This window comes from Citrobacter europaeus (genome assembly GCF_037482245.1).
GTDB lineage: Bacteria > Pseudomonadota > Gammaproteobacteria > Enterobacterales > Enterobacteriaceae > Citrobacter > Citrobacter europaeus.
The window spans coordinates 3,806,840-3,821,214 of the sequence record NZ_CP148084.1 but is presented as its reverse complement, the minus strand read 5'-3'; the positions used below and the strand labels follow the sequence as shown (position 1 = coordinate 3,821,214).

Here is a 14,375-nt window from a genome sequence, read left to right as displayed (position 1 = left end):
AAAGCACGGAAAAAATTGTTGCCATTTAGCCTTTAAAATAGAATGTAAGGAGAAAATTCTTCTCTATGGAGTGGTTATGTTAGACAAAATTGACCGCAAGCTGCTTGGCTTACTGCAACAGGACTGCACCCTTTCTTTGCAGGCGTTAGCAGATGCCGTTAATCTGACTACCACCCCCTGCTGGAAACGTCTCAAACGACTTGAGGATGACGGTATCCTGCTAGGCAGAGTCGCGCTGTTGGATCCAGAAAAGCTGGGGCTGGGACTCACCGCGTTTGTGCTGATCAAGACTCAGCATCACAGCAGCGAATGGTATTGCCGCTTTGTCACTGAAGTGACCGGAATGCCCGAGGTTCTGGGATTCTGGCGTATGGCTGGGGAGTATGACTACCTGATGCGAGTGCAGGTTGCCGATATGAAAAGCTACGATGAATTCTATAAGCGCCTGGTGAACAGCGTACCGGGCCTGTCTGATGTCACCTCCAGCTTTGCGATGGAACAGATTAAATACACAACTGCTCTACCTATTGAATAATTCTCCCGGCGCTCATTGCCGGAAATCTTGTCAGGACATAACGCGTGCGATTATTTGCTCAATTAAGCTGGTACTTCCGCCGGGAGTGGCGTCGCTATCTCGGGGCAGTGGCCTTGCTTATCATCATCGCTATCCTTCAGCTTATTCCGCCGAAAGTGGTTGGGATCATTGTCGATGGCGTGACGACACAACGCTTCACCACCGAGCGGCTGCTGATGTGGGTGGGAACAATTGCCCTGATCGCAGTGGTGGTTTATTTGCTGCGCTATGTCTGGCGCGTGCTGCTGTTTGGCGCATCCTACCAACTGGCGGTTGAACTGCGGGAAGATTATTACCGTCAGCTGAGTCGCCAGCATCCAGAATTTTATCTGCGTCACCGTACGGGCGATCTGATGGCGCGTGCAACTAACGATGTCGATCGCGTCGTATTTGCCGCCGGAGAAGGTGTGCTGACGCTGGTGGATTCGCTGGTGATGGGGTGTGCGGTGCTGATCGTGATGTCTACGCAGATAAGCTGGCAATTGACGCTGATTGCGCTACTGCCGATGCCGGTGATGGCGATAATGATCAAACGTTACGGCGATCGACTCCATAATCGCTTTAAGCTGGCGCAGGCGGCGTTTTCCAGTCTCAATGACCGTACTCAGGAAAGCCTGACCAGTATTCGTATGATCAAGGCCTTTGGTCTGGAGGATCGGCAGTCGGCATTATTTGCCGCAGATGCCGAGGATACCGGTAAGAAAAACCTGCGCGTGGCGCGCATTGACGCCCGCTTTGATCCCACGATTTATATTGCCATTGGTATGGCTAACCTGCTGGCGATTGCCGGAGGAAGCTGGATGGTGGTGCACGGTTCGTTGACGCTCGGCCAGCTCACCAGCTTTATGATGTATCTCGGTCTGATGATTTGGCCGATGCTGGCGCTGGCATGGATGTTTAATATCGTCGAACGCGGTAGCGCTGCCTACAGCCGGATTCGCGCTATGCTGGCCGAAGCGCCGGTGGTGGATGACGGCACTGAGTCGGTACCGGAAGGACGCGGCGAGCTGGCGGTGGCGATTCGCGAATTTTGTTACCCGCAGACCACCCACCCGGCGCTGGAAAATGTGAATTTCCAGCTTAAACCTGGACAGATGCTGGGCATCTGTGGTCCGACCGGCGCGGGAAAAAGTACGGTGCTGTCGCTGATCCAGCGTCATTTTGATATCACTCAGGGCGATGTACGCTTTCATAATATCCCGTTAACGCGCTTACAGCTTGATAGCTGGCGCAGCCGACTGGCGGTCGTTAGCCAGACGCCATTCCTGTTTTCAGATACCGTCGGTAATAACATCGCGTTAGGACGCCCGCAGGCCACGCAGGAAGAGATCGAGCATGTGGCGCGCCTTGCCAGCGTTCATGAGGATATTTTACGTCTTCCGCAGGGCTACGACACCGAAGTGGGCGAACGCGGGGTGATGCTGTCTGGTGGGCAAAAACAACGTATTTCTATCGCTCGGGCACTACTGCTGAACGCTGAAATCCTGATTCTGGATGATGCGTTGTCGGCGGTGGACGGTCGTACCGAGCATCAGATCCTGCATAATCTGCGCCAGTGGGGCGAAGGCCGAACCGTCATTATCAGCGCCCACCGCTTATCGGCTCTGACGGAAGCCAGCGAGATTATCGTGATGCAGCATGGGCATATTGCCCAGCGCGGCGAGCATGACGTGCTGGTGCAGCAGGCTGGCTGGTATCGTGATATGTACCGCTATCAGCAACTGGAAGCGGCGCTGTCTGATGCACCAGAGATAAACGAGGAGGCGGCTAATGCGTAGTTTCGGGCAATTATGGCCGACTCTGAAAAGATTACTGGCATACGGTTCCCCATGGCGAAAACAGCTGGCGATTGCGGTCGTCATGCTGTGGGTGGCGGCTGCGGCGGAAGTCAGCGGCCCGCTGCTGATTAGCTATTTTATCGATAACATGGTGGCGAAGAACAATCTGCCGCTGGCGATGGTCGTCGGGCTGGTTGCGGCGTATGTCGGTCTGCAACTGCTGGCAGCAGGCCTGCATTATGCACAGTCATTGCTGTTTAACCAGGCGGCGGTTGGCGTAGTACAACAGCTACGCACCGACGTAATGGACGCTGCGCTGCGCCAGCCGCTCAGCGCCTTTGATACTCAGCCCGTAGGGCAGCTTATCTCCCGCGTGACCAATGACACCGAAGTGATTCGCGACCTGTATGTGACGGTGGTTGCAACGGTTCTGCGCAGCGCGGCATTAATCGGCGCCATGCTGGTCGCGATGTTCAGCCTCGAGTGGCGTATGGCGCTGGTGGCGATGGCTATTTTCCCGGCAGTGCTGGTGGTAATGGTGATTTATCAACGCTACAGCACCCCGATTGTGCGCCGGGTTCGCGCTTATCTGGCGGATATTAACGATGGCTTTAACGAAGTCATCAACGGCATGAGCGTTATCCAGCAGTTCCGCCAGCAGGCGCGGTTTGGCGAGAGAATGGGGGAGGCCAGCCGCTCGCACTATATGGCGCGTATGCAGACCCTGCGACTCGATGGCTTTTTGCTGCGCCCGCTGCTGAGCCTTTTTTCGGCGCTGATCCTCTGCGGTTTATTGATGCTGTTCAGCTTTACCTCTGGCAGCTCCATCGAGGTTGGTGTGCTGTATGCGTTTATCAGCTACCTCGGCCGTTTAAACGAGCCGCTTATCGAACTGACAACCCAGCAGTCAATGCTGCAGCAGGCGGTTGTCGCCGGTGAGCGAGTGTTCGAACTGATGGACGGGCCTCGTCAGCGCTATGGTGAAGATGATCGACCGCTCAAAAGCGGTGACATTGAGGTGGATAACGTTTCATTTGCCTATCGCGACGACAATCTGGTGCTGCAAAACATCAGTCTGTCCGTGCCTTCGCGTAGCTTTGTGGCCCTGGTCGGACACACCGGCAGCGGCAAAAGTACGCTGGCCAGCCTGCTGATGGGGTACTACCCGCTGACGCAGGGTGAAATCCGACTTGACGGACGTCCGTTGTCTTCGCTGAGCCACAGTGCGTTACGTCAGGGCATCGCGATGGTGCAGCAGGATCCCGTGGTGATGGCGGATACCTTCCTGGCAAACGTCACGCTGGGTCGCGATATCTCAGAAGAGCGGGTATGGCAGGCGCTGGAGACCGTGCAACTGGCAGAACTGGCCCGGGGTTTGAGCGAGGGGATTCATACCCGGCTGGGTGAGCAGGGCAATAATCTCTCTGTTGGGCAGAAACAACTGCTGGCGCTGGCGCGAGTGTTGGTTGAAACGCCGCAGGTGCTGATCCTCGATGAAGCCACGGCCAGTATTGATTCCGGTACTGAGCAGGCCATTCAGCAAGCTCTGGCGGCGGTCCGTAAACACACAACGCTTGTGGTGATTGCGCATCGGTTATCGACGATTGTCGATGCGGATACCATTCTGGTGTTACATCGCGGTCAGGCGGTTGAGCGTGGTACGCACCAGCAATTACTGGCGGCGCAAGGCCGTTACTGGCAGATGTATCAGTTGCAGCTGGCGGGCGAAGAGCTGGCAGCCAGTACGCAAGAGGATTCTGTTATCGCCTGACGGCGCAGCGCTTATCCGGCCACGCGGAGTCGTAGGTCGGGTAAGGCGTAAACGCCGCCATCCGGCAATCAACAATCTGGTGCAAAAATGTAACGCACTATGCACCGTTATAGTGCGTTTTTTCTTTTTCTCTCCAGGCAGTACCCTGCAAACCTGAATCATTCCGCGTTTTTCATTCCTGGCACATCCCTTGCAATATTCCTCTCGTGTATCTGCAGCCACTACTGAATTCTGACTGGAGGGGATCTATGAAGCTGGTTACCGTGGTAATCAAACCGTTCAAACTGGAAGACGTCCGTGAAGCACTGTCGTCTATTGGTATTCAGGGGCTGACCGTCACCGAAGTGAAGGGGTTTGGCCGACAGAAAGGTCATGCTGAGCTGTACCGTGGGGCTGAATATAGCGTCAATTTTCTGCCAAAGGTGAAGATTGATGTGGCGATTGCCGACGACCAACTGGATGGCGTGATTGATGTCATCAGTAAGGCGGCATACACCGGAAAAATTGGCGACGGCAAAATCTTCGTCGCCGAGCTGCAACGTGTGATTCGTATTCGTACCGGCGAAGCCGACGAAGCCGCACTGTAACTTCTGGCACACAGTGATAGGAAACCAAAAAATGAAGATAGCAACGATGAAAACGGGTATTGCTTCACTGGCGCTACTGCCGGGACTGGCGATGGCGGCACCGGCGGTTGCGGATAAAGCAGATAACGCTTTTATGATGATCTGTACCGCGCTGGTGCTGTTTATGACTATCCCTGGCATTGCGCTGTTCTACGGCGGTTTGATTCGCGGTAAGAACGTGCTGTCGATGCTGACTCAGGTAACAGTGACATTCGCTCTGGTTTGTATTTTATGGGTAGTTTATGGCTACTCGCTGGCCTTTGGCGAAGGGAATAATTTCTTCGGCAACTTCAACTGGGTATTGCTGAAGAACATCGCGCTGACGGCGGTCACGGGGAGTTTCTACCAGTACATTCACGTTGCTTTTCAGGGTTCGTTCGCCTGTATTACCGTTGGGCTGATTGTCGGGGCGCTGGCTGAGCGTATTCGCTTCTCTGCGGTGCTGATTTTCGTGGTGGTGTGGTTAACGCTGTCGTACATCCCGATTGCCCATATGGTGTGGGGCGGCGGCTTGCTGGCTTCCCATGGCGCGCTGGATTTTGCCGGCGGAACGGTCGTGCACATCAACGCGGCGATAGCCGGTCTGGTTGGTGCGTATCTGATTGGCAAACGCGTCGGTTTTGGCAAAGAAGCCTTTAAACCGCACAACCTGCCAATGGTCTTCACCGGCACCGCTATTCTCTACATTGGTTGGTTTGGCTTTAACGCCGGTTCAGCGGGAACGGCGAATGAGATCGCCGCACTGGCCTTCGTCAATACCGTGGTCGCCACCGCTGCTGCCATCCTCGGATGGATCTTCGGTGAATGGGCACTGCGTGGCAAACCGTCTCTGCTGGGCGCTTGTTCTGGCGCTATTGCGGGTCTGGTAGGCGTAACACCGGCATGTGGCTACATTGGTGTCGGCGGCGCGCTGATTATCGGTGTCGTTGCGGGGCTGGCTGGCCTGTGGGGCGTAACCATGCTGAAGCGTTTTCTGCGCGTGGACGATCCGTGCGACGTGTTTGGCGTTCACGGCGTGTGCGGCATTGTTGGTTGCATCCTGACCGGCGTTTTCGCTGCCAGCTCTCTGGGCGGCGTGGGCTTTGCTGAGGGCGTGACCATGGGGCATCAGCTGCTGGTGCAACTGGAAAGCGTGGCGATCACTATCGTCTGGTCCGGCGTGGTGGCCTTCATTGGCTATAAGCTGGCGGATATGACGGTGGGTCTGCGCGTACCGGAAGAACAGGAACGCGAAGGTCTGGATGTGAACAGCCACGGCGAAAACGCCTACAACGCTTGATGTTTCAATCTGCCGGATGACAACGCTTTTGCGCCACCATCCGGTAATTCTTAATTGCGATTACGCATTACCCCTTCCTGCACGGTAGAGGCGACCAGCACACCGTCCTGGGTATAAAACTCCCCGCGAACAAAGCCCCTGGCTCCGGAGGCCGAAGTGCTCTCGACGTTATACAGCAGCCACTCATTGATATTGAATGGACGGTGGAACCACATTGAGTGGTCAATGGTAGCGATCTGAATTCCTTTTTCCAGGAAGCCAATCCCGTAAGGCTGCAACGCTACAGGCAGGAAGTTCAGGTCTGAGGCATAACCCAGCAGATACTGATGGACGCGCAGATCGTCCTGCAGTTCGCCGTTAGCGCGGATCCAGACCTGGCGCGCCGGAGGTGCGACGTGACCTTTTAAGGGGTTATGAAACTCTACCGGACGCACTTCCAATGGACGATCGTTGATAAATTTTTCTTTCAACAGCGGTGGCAGCAAATGCGCCACTGAGCGGGCAATTTCCGTTTCTGATTTCAACTCATCGGGACCCGGCGCATCCGGCATGGTTTTCTGATGTTCAAATCCGTCTTCCGGTGCCTGAAAAGAGGCGGTCATATAAAAAATGGGTTTACCATTCTGGATCGCGGCAACGCGACGTGCGCTGAAGCTGTTACCATCACGCAGGACTTCTACATCATAGATGATGGGCTTCTGGCTATCGCCGGGACGTAAAAAGTAGCTGTGAAAAGAGTGCACCAGACGCTCTTCTGGTACGGTTTCTTTGGCGGCATACAGCGCCTGACCGACAACCTGCCCCCCAAAAACCTGACGTAACCCTAAGTCTTCACTTTGGCCCCGAAAGAGTCCTTCTTCAATTTTTTCCAAATTTAACAATGTCAGCAAATTTTTCAGCGCCAGACTCATACGTGCTCTCCAGGTAATATCGATCTCGCAGCGAGGTAGGCAGAGTATAACGCAATTTTGAAAGTGGTCCGATGGGTGCAATTGTCTGAATTACTGGCCTATTACAGGCAAAAATAGCTGTCTTGTGCCACACTTAGTCACGTTATGTTTTTGTTAACCACTCTTCTGGCGGGGAAAGTTCTCGCTGGTGCATAGATGATAAGGAGAATTTAATGAAACTCGTGCACATGGTAAGTGGTTTAGCGGTTGCGGTCGCTCTGGCAGCCTGCGCCGATAAAAGTGCTGATATTCAGACGCCTGCGCCAAGCCCTAATACGTCAATTTCTGACACACAGTCTAAAATTCAACAACCGAATGTTTCCGGTACGGTATGGATCCGCCAGAAAGTGGCCTTGCCACCCGATGCGGTGCTGACCGTTACGCTGTCGGATGCTTCACTGGCCGATGCGCCGTCAAAAGTGCTGTCGCAAAAAGCGGTCCGTACTGAAGGTAAACAGGCGCCATTCAGCTTCGTATTACCGTTTAACCCGGCAGATATTCAGCCTAACGCTCGTATTCTGCTGAGTGCGGCGATTACGGTGAATGATAAACTGGTCTTTATTACTGATACCGTTCAGACGGTCATTAATCAGGGTGGTAAAAAAGCCGACCTGACGCTGGTGCCTGTACAGCAAACAGCAGTACCGGTTCAGGCGAGCGGTGGGGCGACAACCACGGTACCGTCAACGTCACCAACCCAGGTGAATCCGTCGTCTGCGGTTCCAGCTCCCACGCAGTACTAAGGCAGTTGTAACCCTCTCCGCCAGGAGAGGGTTAGTACACCCAGCGATAGCGCTGTAAATCGATCTGTCCGCTTCCTGAAACCACTATTCCTTCTGCCAGCAGCGCCTGACGCTGTCGTTGCAGATCGGGACCCGTCAGCGAAATAGCTCCGTGGCGATTAACCACCCGATGCCAGGGGAGAGTGCTGCCTTCAGGTAGACGCTTGAGCACGCCGCCTACCTGGCGCGCAGCACGCGGCGAACCGGCAAGCCTGGCAACATCGCCATAGGTAGTGACGAAACCTTCGGGGATTGACGCGACGATTTGCCAGACGCGTTGGGGGAAAGTGTCTTGTATATCCATCATTTATTCCTGCGCTAATCCTCCAGCATAATGCCGAAAAGCGAAGGAGTGAAGCCGCATTGCGCAAGAAAACAGCATCCGATGCTGGATGGGTTGCAATTACAGGGTGCAGCAGTGATAATGCGCCTGCGCGTTGGTTAACGACGCTCTCAATGGGGGCTCTGTTGGTTCTCCCGCAACACTACTCTGTTTACCAGGTCAGGTCCGGAAGGAAGCAGCCAAGGCAGATGACGTGTGTGCCGGGATGTAGCTGGCAGGGCCCCCACCCATTTCTGCCGTTCGACATTTCCCTTCTGTTTATCTTCTTTTCTTTGTCATCGTATTGTCATTTTATTGTCATCAAATACTGCCAATGTGTTTCGGGGATGTTATTTGATGCTTTTGCCGCCGCCATCGCGCTGTAACGACATGGTCTTACTTTCGGTGTGTTTTGGCTGACCACAAGGATTTTCTACGATGTCGACCGCTGTATTGAATGTCAAAATTGATGAGGCGCTAAAAGAAAAGCTTCGCCATTACGCTGAAGTACATAATGAAAATTTAAGTATTGCGACGGAAAAACTACTGCTGATCGCGTTTTCCGCCGTTGAAGAGGCGGGAGTCTCCGCTGAGGATATCGATAGCCAGCACACGGAAGAATCCGTAGTTGAAGCACTGACTCCTAAAGAAATCAAAGCATTGCGAAGATTACTGAAGAAGAAAAAATGAAACAACAATCGCTCTCAACCGCCTGTAATTACGGCGAAGCCTGTGAAATGCTGCGCTCCGGTTATGTGAAACATGTTCGTCTGAGCTGGAACGTCGGCAGCGATGAGTTCTTCCGTATAGCCTCCGACTGGTGTGATGCCGGGGCAAAGATTAAGAAGGATGGTGAGAATTTCGTGATTTCCCTGAAGGGGTTCCCGGTTCCTCCTCAACGGTAATATTGCCGGGGCATCCTCGCCCATCACGGCATTCAAAGACGAGTCCTTTGACTCGTCGTTTAGATTATTTTACGCATTTTCCCGCTGCTGGCCTGCAAACGCAGGTTATCCCAAATGGGTTGCAATACCTGGAAGGCGGCACGCGTTGTATCATCCGGTAACGTGAAAGGCATACGCAAAAAGCGGTCGAATGCGCCATCAAGGCCAAACCGCGTACCGGTTCCCAACTGAATGCCAGCGCTTTCGGCGCGCGTAGCGAACAGCGTTGCCAGCGTATCGGGCAGTTCAACCCAGAAAGAGAGCCCTCCCTGCGGCTGGGTAAATTGCCATTCCGGGAAATGTGAGTTCATCAGGTCCGAGCACAGATCTCGCTGGGATGTGAGCAGGCGTCTTCTGTCAGGAAGAAAGTCGGCGGCGTTATCCAGTAGCCAACTGGTGGCGAGTTGTTCAAGCACCGGTGAGCCCAGGTCGAAAGTGTCGCGGGTTTGTACCAGCGCGGCAATGGTTCGCGCCGATGCCCGGATCCAGCCCAGACGTAATCCTCCCCAAAAGCTTTTCCCTGCCGAACCGAGCAGGATGATCGGCGCATCGCGGTTGAATGCGGCAAGCGGTGGCGGCGGCGGGGCGTCATACCACAGGTTCACCATGGTCTCATCGACCACTAACGTAGTGTGGGTTCTTTCAGCAATATCCGCCACGACCTGGCGAGTTGCGGCATCCATACAGCGTCCGGTCGGGTTGTGAAAGTCCGGCATCAGATAAGCCATTCTCGGCGCAGTTTGCGCAAGGGTGGCGACCAGGCCCGCCGTATCCCAACCGTGCTCGGGCAGCGAGACGCCGATGGGGCGACATGATGCCCCTTGTATTGCCGCAATCGCCAGCGGATAAGTGGGGTGATCGACCACTACGCGATCGCCGGGGCCGGTGAGTAACCGCAGGATCAACGCCAGGCCACTGACCGCGCCGTTCACGACCATTATTTCATCTGGCTGTGTCGGGAGTCCGCGTTCGCAATAATGCCGGGCGATGGATTCACGCAAAACCGACAGCCCCTGCGGCAGATACCCGGAGCTCTGCAGGTGCTGCGGCATTGCGAACAGCGCCTGCTGGTAAGCCTGATGAATTTCGGGACCGGCGTTCAGCGCCGCCGTGGACAAATCAAGCGCGGTGCCGGTGCTGGTCCGGGTCGGCACATGGCGAATATGTTCCGGCAGGATCACCCGTGAGCCGCTACCATGACGACTTTCCAGATATCCTTCTTCACGTAGTTGCGCCATAGCGCTGGCGACGGTGGTTCGGCTCACTTGCAGAACGGCGGCGAGCTCGCGTTCACCGGGCAAGCGGCTATCCAGCGCCAGTCGGCCATCGAGGATCAGCAAACGTAACGCTTCTGCCAGCTGCCGCCAGATGGGCGTTCGCGAGGGGCTTTCCTGCCAGTGTCCGAGCAGGCGCTGCAAAGACTGGCTTCCGTAACGGCGAGATGACATAGCAGTCCACTTTTTGAAAACTGGACATTAATCATAGTGCCAATTGCGGTGAAGATGAAAGTTATCTGAGAGTGAGAGGGGAAAAGCATGCTGCGTCGTTTACTTCAGCTGTTTATCGGGCTGACGCTGTACGGTGTGTCGACGGCGATGTTTGTCCGTGCCGATTTAGGGGCCGATCCGTGGAACGTGTTTCACCTGGGGGTGGCAAATTTACTGTCGATGAATATCGGCGTGGTGATTATTGCCGTGGGCGTGTTGGTACTGCTGGCGTGGATACCACTGCGCCAGCGCCCAGGGTTTGGCACGTTGAGCAACGTGATTATGATTGGGCTGGCGGCAGATGCCGCGCTGCTGGTGATTCCGGGATTTGAATCCCTGCTGGCGCGCAGCGGGCTGTTGGTGTCAGCGGTGATCCTGAATGCGTTAGCAACCAGTCTGTACATTGGTGCCGGTTTTGGCGCCGGTCCGCGTGACGGCCTGATGACCGGTATTCACGCGCGTACCGGCTGGCCAGTACGACGAATTCGAACCGCAATCGAAGTGTCGGTGCTGCTTATCGGTTGGTTGCTGGGAGGAACCGTTGGGTTAGGGACCGTGCTGTATGCACTGGCTATCGGGCCGCTCATTCAGATTTGCCTGCCATGGTTTCGCCATCAGCCGCAGGCGCGTATTCGCATCAGGAATGCGCCTGGGGCACGATCGCCTGCTGGCGACTAAACTTAACCTCGACTGACGCGGCCGGAATCGGCTTGCCGCGCAGTACACTTCGGAGGTTTTTCTCATGAAGTATGTTGATGGCTTTGTGGTTGCCGTACCCGCTGAAAACAAGGAGGCGTACATTGCGATGGCGGCAAAAGCAGCTCCGCTTTTCAAGGAGTTCGGTGCATTGCGCGTGGTGGAGTGCTGGGCAGATGATGTCCCCGACGGCAAACTGACCGATTTTCGCATGGCGGTGAAAGCGCAGGATCATGAAGAAGTCGTATTCAGTTGGATTGAATACCCTTCCAAAGAGGTCCGCGATGCGGCAAATCAGAAGATGATGTCCGATCCCCGTATGAAGGAATTCGGTGAATCTATGCCATTTGATGGCAAGCGAATGATCTACGGTGGATTTGCGCCCATTATGGAAGAGTGATGTGACTGGCTGTGCGGCGTGCCGCCAGCCATCTCAACATCAACAGCCATGTTAAAGCCGTTTTTCTGCCCACAGAATAAATTCTGCTTTCGGCAGCGCTTTGCTGTAAAGCCACCCCTGACCGTACTGCACGCCGTGCTGGCGTAGCCAGGCTTCCTGATTCTCGGTTTCGATACCTTCCGCTACCATCTCCAGCTTCAGCGTTTTGGCTATCTCGATAATATGCGGCGTGACGTTGTTGTACTCCAGCGCATCGACGAACGATTTGTCTATCTTCAGGATGTCAACATCCAGATCCTGCAAATAGCTCAGGCTGGAATAGCCGGTACCAAAGTCATCAATATAAATTGAGTGACCCGCCTGACGGTATTTGGCAATAAACGGCGCGCTGTTTTTCGGGTCGGCAAATTCGCGTTCGGTGAGTTCCAGCGCGATTTGCGCAGGTTTTAGCTGCCAGTGGTTCACCTTCTGGCTTAACAGGGCAGGAAGCGTTTCGGAAGACAGATCGGCTGACTCAAGGTTGATGGAGATATGCTGCTCCGGATGCTGGCGCAGCCATTTTCCTAAATCATCAAATACGCTTTCAATAATCAAACGGGTGAGCTGTTCTGAGAGTCCGGTCTCCTGCGCCATGGCGACGAAGATTTCCGGCGACAGATAGCTCCCATCGGCCTGCTGCCAGCGAGCCAGCGCTTCTGCCCCGACCACTTTCCCCGTTTTGAGCGAGATAATCGGTTGGTAGTGGACTTTAATGTCCCGATGCTGGATAGCGTCCTGCAACTGGTGATGGGGCGACTGTAAGCGGCGCAAAATGCGCAGAACAAAGGCGGCGGTGAGCAGGCCGATAAGAATACCTGCCGGGAGCCAGATCAGCGCCTGTCGGTGCCAAGTTTTTTGCAATGGCAGGGTGGAGGCCCAGGTTACGATAGTGATGCCCAGCTCCGGGAAAGGGCGTGCGTTAAAAATGCTGCCATCTTTCTGAAAATGGGTAATCGAGCGTTCTTGCTGTACATGCTGCAAAACGTCCGAAGGCAGATCGGCGCTACTGGCAACCACGACGTTGCGCACAGTGCCAATGATAGTGACTTCAATTGGCCATGAGCCAAACGGGATGACGTCTATGAAAGAGCTCGGATCGACCATCACAACGTAATGTTCGCTCCCTAATGCCGCCATAAAGCGCTTAATCCCCAAATCGTTCTGCGTAGTAAGCCATGCGCGATATCCATCAGGCGTGACTTTCATTGCGGGGGGAAATGCGTCAGCCTGGCTTCTTTTTTCCAGAGATGAGCATTGCGGAACGTTATCTTTGAGGTACAGCACTTCCTGAATATAGCGATAGCTATATGACAAACGACGCATTTCCAGCAGATGCTCTTCACTACAAGGCACCCCCTGAAAGGCTTCAATATGGCGTAATGCTTTTTTTGCCTGCTCGCCTACGCGTTCCGTACGTAATGCGACTCGCGTTGAGAACATATCGAGTTCATCGATAAATTTCGTTTCGACCTGACGATGTGCCAGCCACAAGCTTAAACCTACGGGCGCGAGGATGGAAAGAAACAGTACCCCTGTCACCAGGCTTATCAGATGTCGTGTTGTCACAGTGATATCCTTATTAACACAGCGTAGGGAAAGTATATCCGAAAGCCGAAAAAGCTATTCGATTGGCATCATATATTTACGGCCACTTATCATCCCGTTTAACTCTCTGTAGCGTAAATCAGGTTGTGGTTTGTACAAGAGTGGTGTATTTTGTTGGTTATGTTATAACGTAACAAATTGAGGTTGCCATGAAACCGGATATTCATCCTTTTTACCGTACTGTGGTGTTTCACGATACCAGTGCCAATGAGTTCTTTAAGGTCGGTTCGACCATCAAGACTGAGCGTGAGATTGAGTTTGAGGGGAAAATGTACCCATACGTGACCCTGGATATCTCTTCCAAATCGCATCCGTACTATACCGGGAAACAAAAAACCTTTGATAACGAAGGCAGCGCAGCTCGTTTCCAGAAACGTTTTGGCCATTTTATTGGCGCTAAGCGAGGTTAAGATGCAGGTACTCAATTCACTTCGCAGTGCGAAACAGCGCCATCCTGACTGCCAGATAGTAAAACGCAAAGGGCGTTTGTACGTTATCTGCAAAACGAACCCACGCTTTAAAGCGGTACAGGGGCGTAAAAAAAGACGTTAGTTTCTTTGCCAGCATTTCAGGGACTAAAGTGCGTTTCCTCCACAGGGACGCACTTTTTTTATCTGTACTAAGGCCGCCTTTACTGGCTGGTCTGGGGGCGGGTTAGGGTAAAGACATCGTAAAACGAGAGTTCGCCCTTACGCGATATCATTTTTTGCAGCTGTGCTTTATGTTCACTATCGACGGAGGGGGAGTGCAGGATGGTGTCGATGAGTGAAGGGGGGACAAAGCGCGTGTTGTACCATTCGCCGTTGTAGCAAACTCTGAAATCCAGTACGTCGATATCTTCAAAGCGGTATCGCGGCGCAACGTCGAAAAAGAAAAACGCGTTGAGTATGACGAACAGAACCACCAGCAGCCATACTGAATCGACTAACGTTTCTGACTGTAGCATCACCGCCAGCGTGGCAAACCACGCAACATACATGCCGATGAACAGCCCTGGGTGTTTGCGAATAAAGCTGACGCTAAAGCGCGGTTTGTTGTCGCGCTTTTCGCGAATATTTAAGTCGTCGATTGTTTCAGTAAGCAGGCGCTGTATTTCTGTCATCTCTTGCCTTCGTGGTGTCT

At 53.9% G+C, this 14,375-nt stretch carries 16 protein-coding genes, 1 other RNA gene and 1 pseudogene; 13 read left to right on the top strand and 5 right to left on the bottom strand.

What is annotated here, in order from left to right:
* Window positions 1–76 precede the first annotated feature (76 nt).
* The 5 genes from decR (at window position 77) to amtB (ending at window position 6,028) form a co-directional block, all read left to right on the top strand.
* Window positions 77–535, top strand: coding sequence for a DNA-binding transcriptional regulator DecR (gene decR, locus WHR59_RS18035; protein ID WP_003831023.1), 459 nt, complete (start codon window positions 77–79; stop codon window positions 533–535).
* A gap of 44 nt (window positions 536–579) precedes the next feature.
* A complete protein-coding gene (locus tag WHR59_RS18030) occupies window positions 580–2,352 on the top strand; it encodes a SmdA family multidrug ABC transporter permease/ATP-binding protein (protein ID WP_043015407.1) in 1,773 nt (590 codons plus the stop codon).
* Window positions 2,345–4,123 (top strand): SmdB family multidrug efflux ABC transporter permease/ATP-binding protein, encoded by a 1,779-nt coding sequence (locus WHR59_RS18025; RefSeq protein ID WP_338843348.1) that lies wholly within the window; start codon window positions 2,345–2,347, stop codon window positions 4,121–4,123. Before WHR59_RS18030 ends, WHR59_RS18025 begins: the two co-directional genes overlap by 8 nt.
* 248 nt (window positions 4,124–4,371) lie before the next feature.
* A complete protein-coding gene (gene glnK, locus WHR59_RS18020; protein WP_003021657.1) occupies window positions 4,372–4,710 on the top strand; it encodes a P-II family nitrogen regulator in 339 nt (112 codons plus the stop codon).
* Between the two features lie 31 nt (window positions 4,711–4,741).
* Entirely contained in the window at window positions 4,742–6,028 is a 1,287-nt protein-coding gene (amtB, locus tag WHR59_RS18015) for an ammonium transporter AmtB (protein ID WP_008783954.1), read from the top strand.
* 50 nt (window positions 6,029–6,078) lie between these two features.
* Here amtB and tesB read toward each other — a convergent pair whose 3' ends face one another.
* Window positions 6,079–6,939, bottom strand: a complete 861-nt coding sequence (tesB, locus tag WHR59_RS18010) for an acyl-CoA thioesterase II (protein WP_003831027.1) — start codon at window positions 6,937–6,939, stop codon at window positions 6,079–6,081.
* Window positions 6,940–7,151: 212 nt separating this feature from the next.
* Between tesB and WHR59_RS18005 the strand changes: the two genes are divergently transcribed.
* Window positions 7,152–7,721 carry a YbaY family lipoprotein gene (locus WHR59_RS18005; protein WP_043015409.1) on the top strand — a complete coding sequence of 190 codons (570 nt, stop codon included), beginning with the start codon at window positions 7,152–7,154 and terminating at the stop codon, window positions 7,719–7,721.
* Between the two features lie 31 nt (window positions 7,722–7,752).
* Here the strand turns inward: WHR59_RS18005 and WHR59_RS18000 are convergent.
* Window positions 7,753–8,142 (bottom strand): annotated as a pseudogene (locus tag WHR59_RS18000) (MGMT family protein).
* A gap of 84 nt (window positions 8,143–8,226) precedes the next feature.
* On the opposite strand from WHR59_RS18000, the gene ffs reads away from it, so the two are divergent.
* From ffs to WHR59_RS17985, 3 genes are all read left to right on the top strand, one after another.
* Window positions 8,227–8,323: signal recognition particle sRNA small type (gene ffs / locus WHR59_RS17995), an RNA gene on the top strand.
* Between the two features lie 197 nt (window positions 8,324–8,520).
* On the top strand, window positions 8,521–8,772 hold the full coding sequence (locus tag WHR59_RS17990) for a hypothetical protein (RefSeq protein ID WP_043015410.1): 252 nt from the start codon (window positions 8,521–8,523) through the stop codon (window positions 8,770–8,772).
* A complete protein-coding gene (locus WHR59_RS17985; RefSeq protein WP_016152066.1) occupies window positions 8,769–8,987 on the top strand; it encodes a hypothetical protein in 219 nt (72 codons plus the stop codon). Before WHR59_RS17990 ends, WHR59_RS17985 begins: the two co-directional genes overlap by 4 nt.
* A 59-nt stretch (window positions 8,988–9,046) precedes the next feature.
* Here WHR59_RS17985 and WHR59_RS17980 read toward each other — a convergent pair whose 3' ends face one another.
* Complete coding sequence (locus tag WHR59_RS17980; protein ID WP_172862783.1) at window positions 9,047–10,474, bottom strand: PLP-dependent aminotransferase family protein; 1,428 nt, start codon at window positions 10,472–10,474, stop codon at window positions 9,047–9,049.
* 87 nt (window positions 10,475–10,561) lie between these two features.
* Between WHR59_RS17980 and WHR59_RS17975 the strand changes: the two genes are divergently transcribed.
* Both WHR59_RS17975 and WHR59_RS17970 read left to right on the top strand, forming a co-directional pair.
* Window positions 10,562–11,191, top strand: a complete 630-nt coding sequence (locus tag WHR59_RS17975; RefSeq protein WP_043015412.1) for a YczE/YyaS/YitT family protein — start codon at window positions 10,562–10,564, stop codon at window positions 11,189–11,191.
* Window positions 11,192–11,255: 64 nt separating this feature from the next.
* Entirely contained in the window at window positions 11,256–11,609 is a 354-nt protein-coding gene (locus WHR59_RS17970; RefSeq protein ID WP_003831033.1) for a DUF1428 domain-containing protein, read from the top strand.
* Between the two features lie 51 nt (window positions 11,610–11,660).
* Here the strand turns inward: WHR59_RS17970 and WHR59_RS17965 are convergent, their stop codons facing one another.
* The gene (locus tag WHR59_RS17965; protein WP_172862784.1) at window positions 11,661–13,214 is read right to left on the bottom strand and encodes an EAL domain-containing protein; all 1,554 of its coding nucleotides are present in this window, start codon (window positions 13,212–13,214) and stop codon (window positions 11,661–11,663) included.
* A 188-nt stretch (window positions 13,215–13,402) separates the two neighbouring features.
* On the opposite strand from WHR59_RS17965, the gene WHR59_RS17960 reads away from it, so the two are divergent.
* Window positions 13,403–13,663 (top strand): type B 50S ribosomal protein L31, encoded by a 261-nt coding sequence (locus WHR59_RS17960; RefSeq protein ID WP_043015414.1) that lies wholly within the window; start codon window positions 13,403–13,405, stop codon window positions 13,661–13,663.
* Window position 13,664: 1 nt separating this feature from the next.
* Window positions 13,665–13,805, top strand: a complete 141-nt coding sequence (gene ykgO / locus WHR59_RS17955; RefSeq protein ID WP_005125190.1) for a type B 50S ribosomal protein L36 — start codon at window positions 13,665–13,667, stop codon at window positions 13,803–13,805.
* Window positions 13,806–13,884: 79 nt separating this feature from the next.
* Here the strand turns inward: ykgO and WHR59_RS17950 are convergent, their stop codons facing one another.
* Entirely contained in the window at window positions 13,885–14,355 is a 471-nt protein-coding gene (locus WHR59_RS17950; RefSeq protein WP_043015415.1) for a YlaC family protein, read from the bottom strand.
* Window positions 14,356–14,375: the final 20 nt, after the last annotated feature.

Coding starts and splice junctions, on each gene's coding strand:
- decR (WP_003831023.1), top strand. CDS start 77: ATGTTAGACAAAATTGACCGCAAGCTGCTTGGCTTACTGCAACAGGAC.
- WHR59_RS18025 (WP_338843348.1), top strand. CDS start 2,345: ATGCGTAGTTTCGGGCAATTATGGCCGACTCTGAAAAGATTACTGGCA.
- glnK (WP_003021657.1), top strand. CDS start 4,372: ATGAAGCTGGTTACCGTGGTAATCAAACCGTTCAAACTGGAAGACGTC.
- amtB (WP_008783954.1), top strand. CDS start 4,742: ATGAAGATAGCAACGATGAAAACGGGTATTGCTTCACTGGCGCTACTG.
- tesB (WP_003831027.1), bottom strand. CDS start 6,939: ATGAGTCTGGCGCTGAAAAATTTGCTGACATTGTTAAATTTGGAAAAA.
- WHR59_RS18005 (WP_043015409.1), top strand. CDS start 7,152: ATGAAACTCGTGCACATGGTAAGTGGTTTAGCGGTTGCGGTCGCTCTG.
- WHR59_RS17990 (WP_043015410.1), top strand. CDS start 8,521: ATGTCGACCGCTGTATTGAATGTCAAAATTGATGAGGCGCTAAAAGAA.
- WHR59_RS17985 (WP_016152066.1), top strand. CDS start 8,769: ATGAAACAACAATCGCTCTCAACCGCCTGTAATTACGGCGAAGCCTGT.
- WHR59_RS17980 (WP_172862783.1), bottom strand. CDS start 10,474: ATGTCATCTCGCCGTTACGGAAGCCAGTCTTTGCAGCGCCTGCTCGGA.
- WHR59_RS17975 (WP_043015412.1), top strand. CDS start 10,562: ATGCTGCGTCGTTTACTTCAGCTGTTTATCGGGCTGACGCTGTACGGT.
- WHR59_RS17970 (WP_003831033.1), top strand. CDS start 11,256: ATGAAGTATGTTGATGGCTTTGTGGTTGCCGTACCCGCTGAAAACAAG.
- WHR59_RS17960 (WP_043015414.1), top strand. CDS start 13,403: ATGAAACCGGATATTCATCCTTTTTACCGTACTGTGGTGTTTCACGAT.
- ykgO (WP_005125190.1), top strand. CDS start 13,665: ATGCAGGTACTCAATTCACTTCGCAGTGCGAAACAGCGCCATCCTGAC.
- WHR59_RS17950 (WP_043015415.1), bottom strand. CDS start 14,355: ATGACAGAAATACAGCGCCTGCTTACTGAAACAATCGACGACTTAAAT.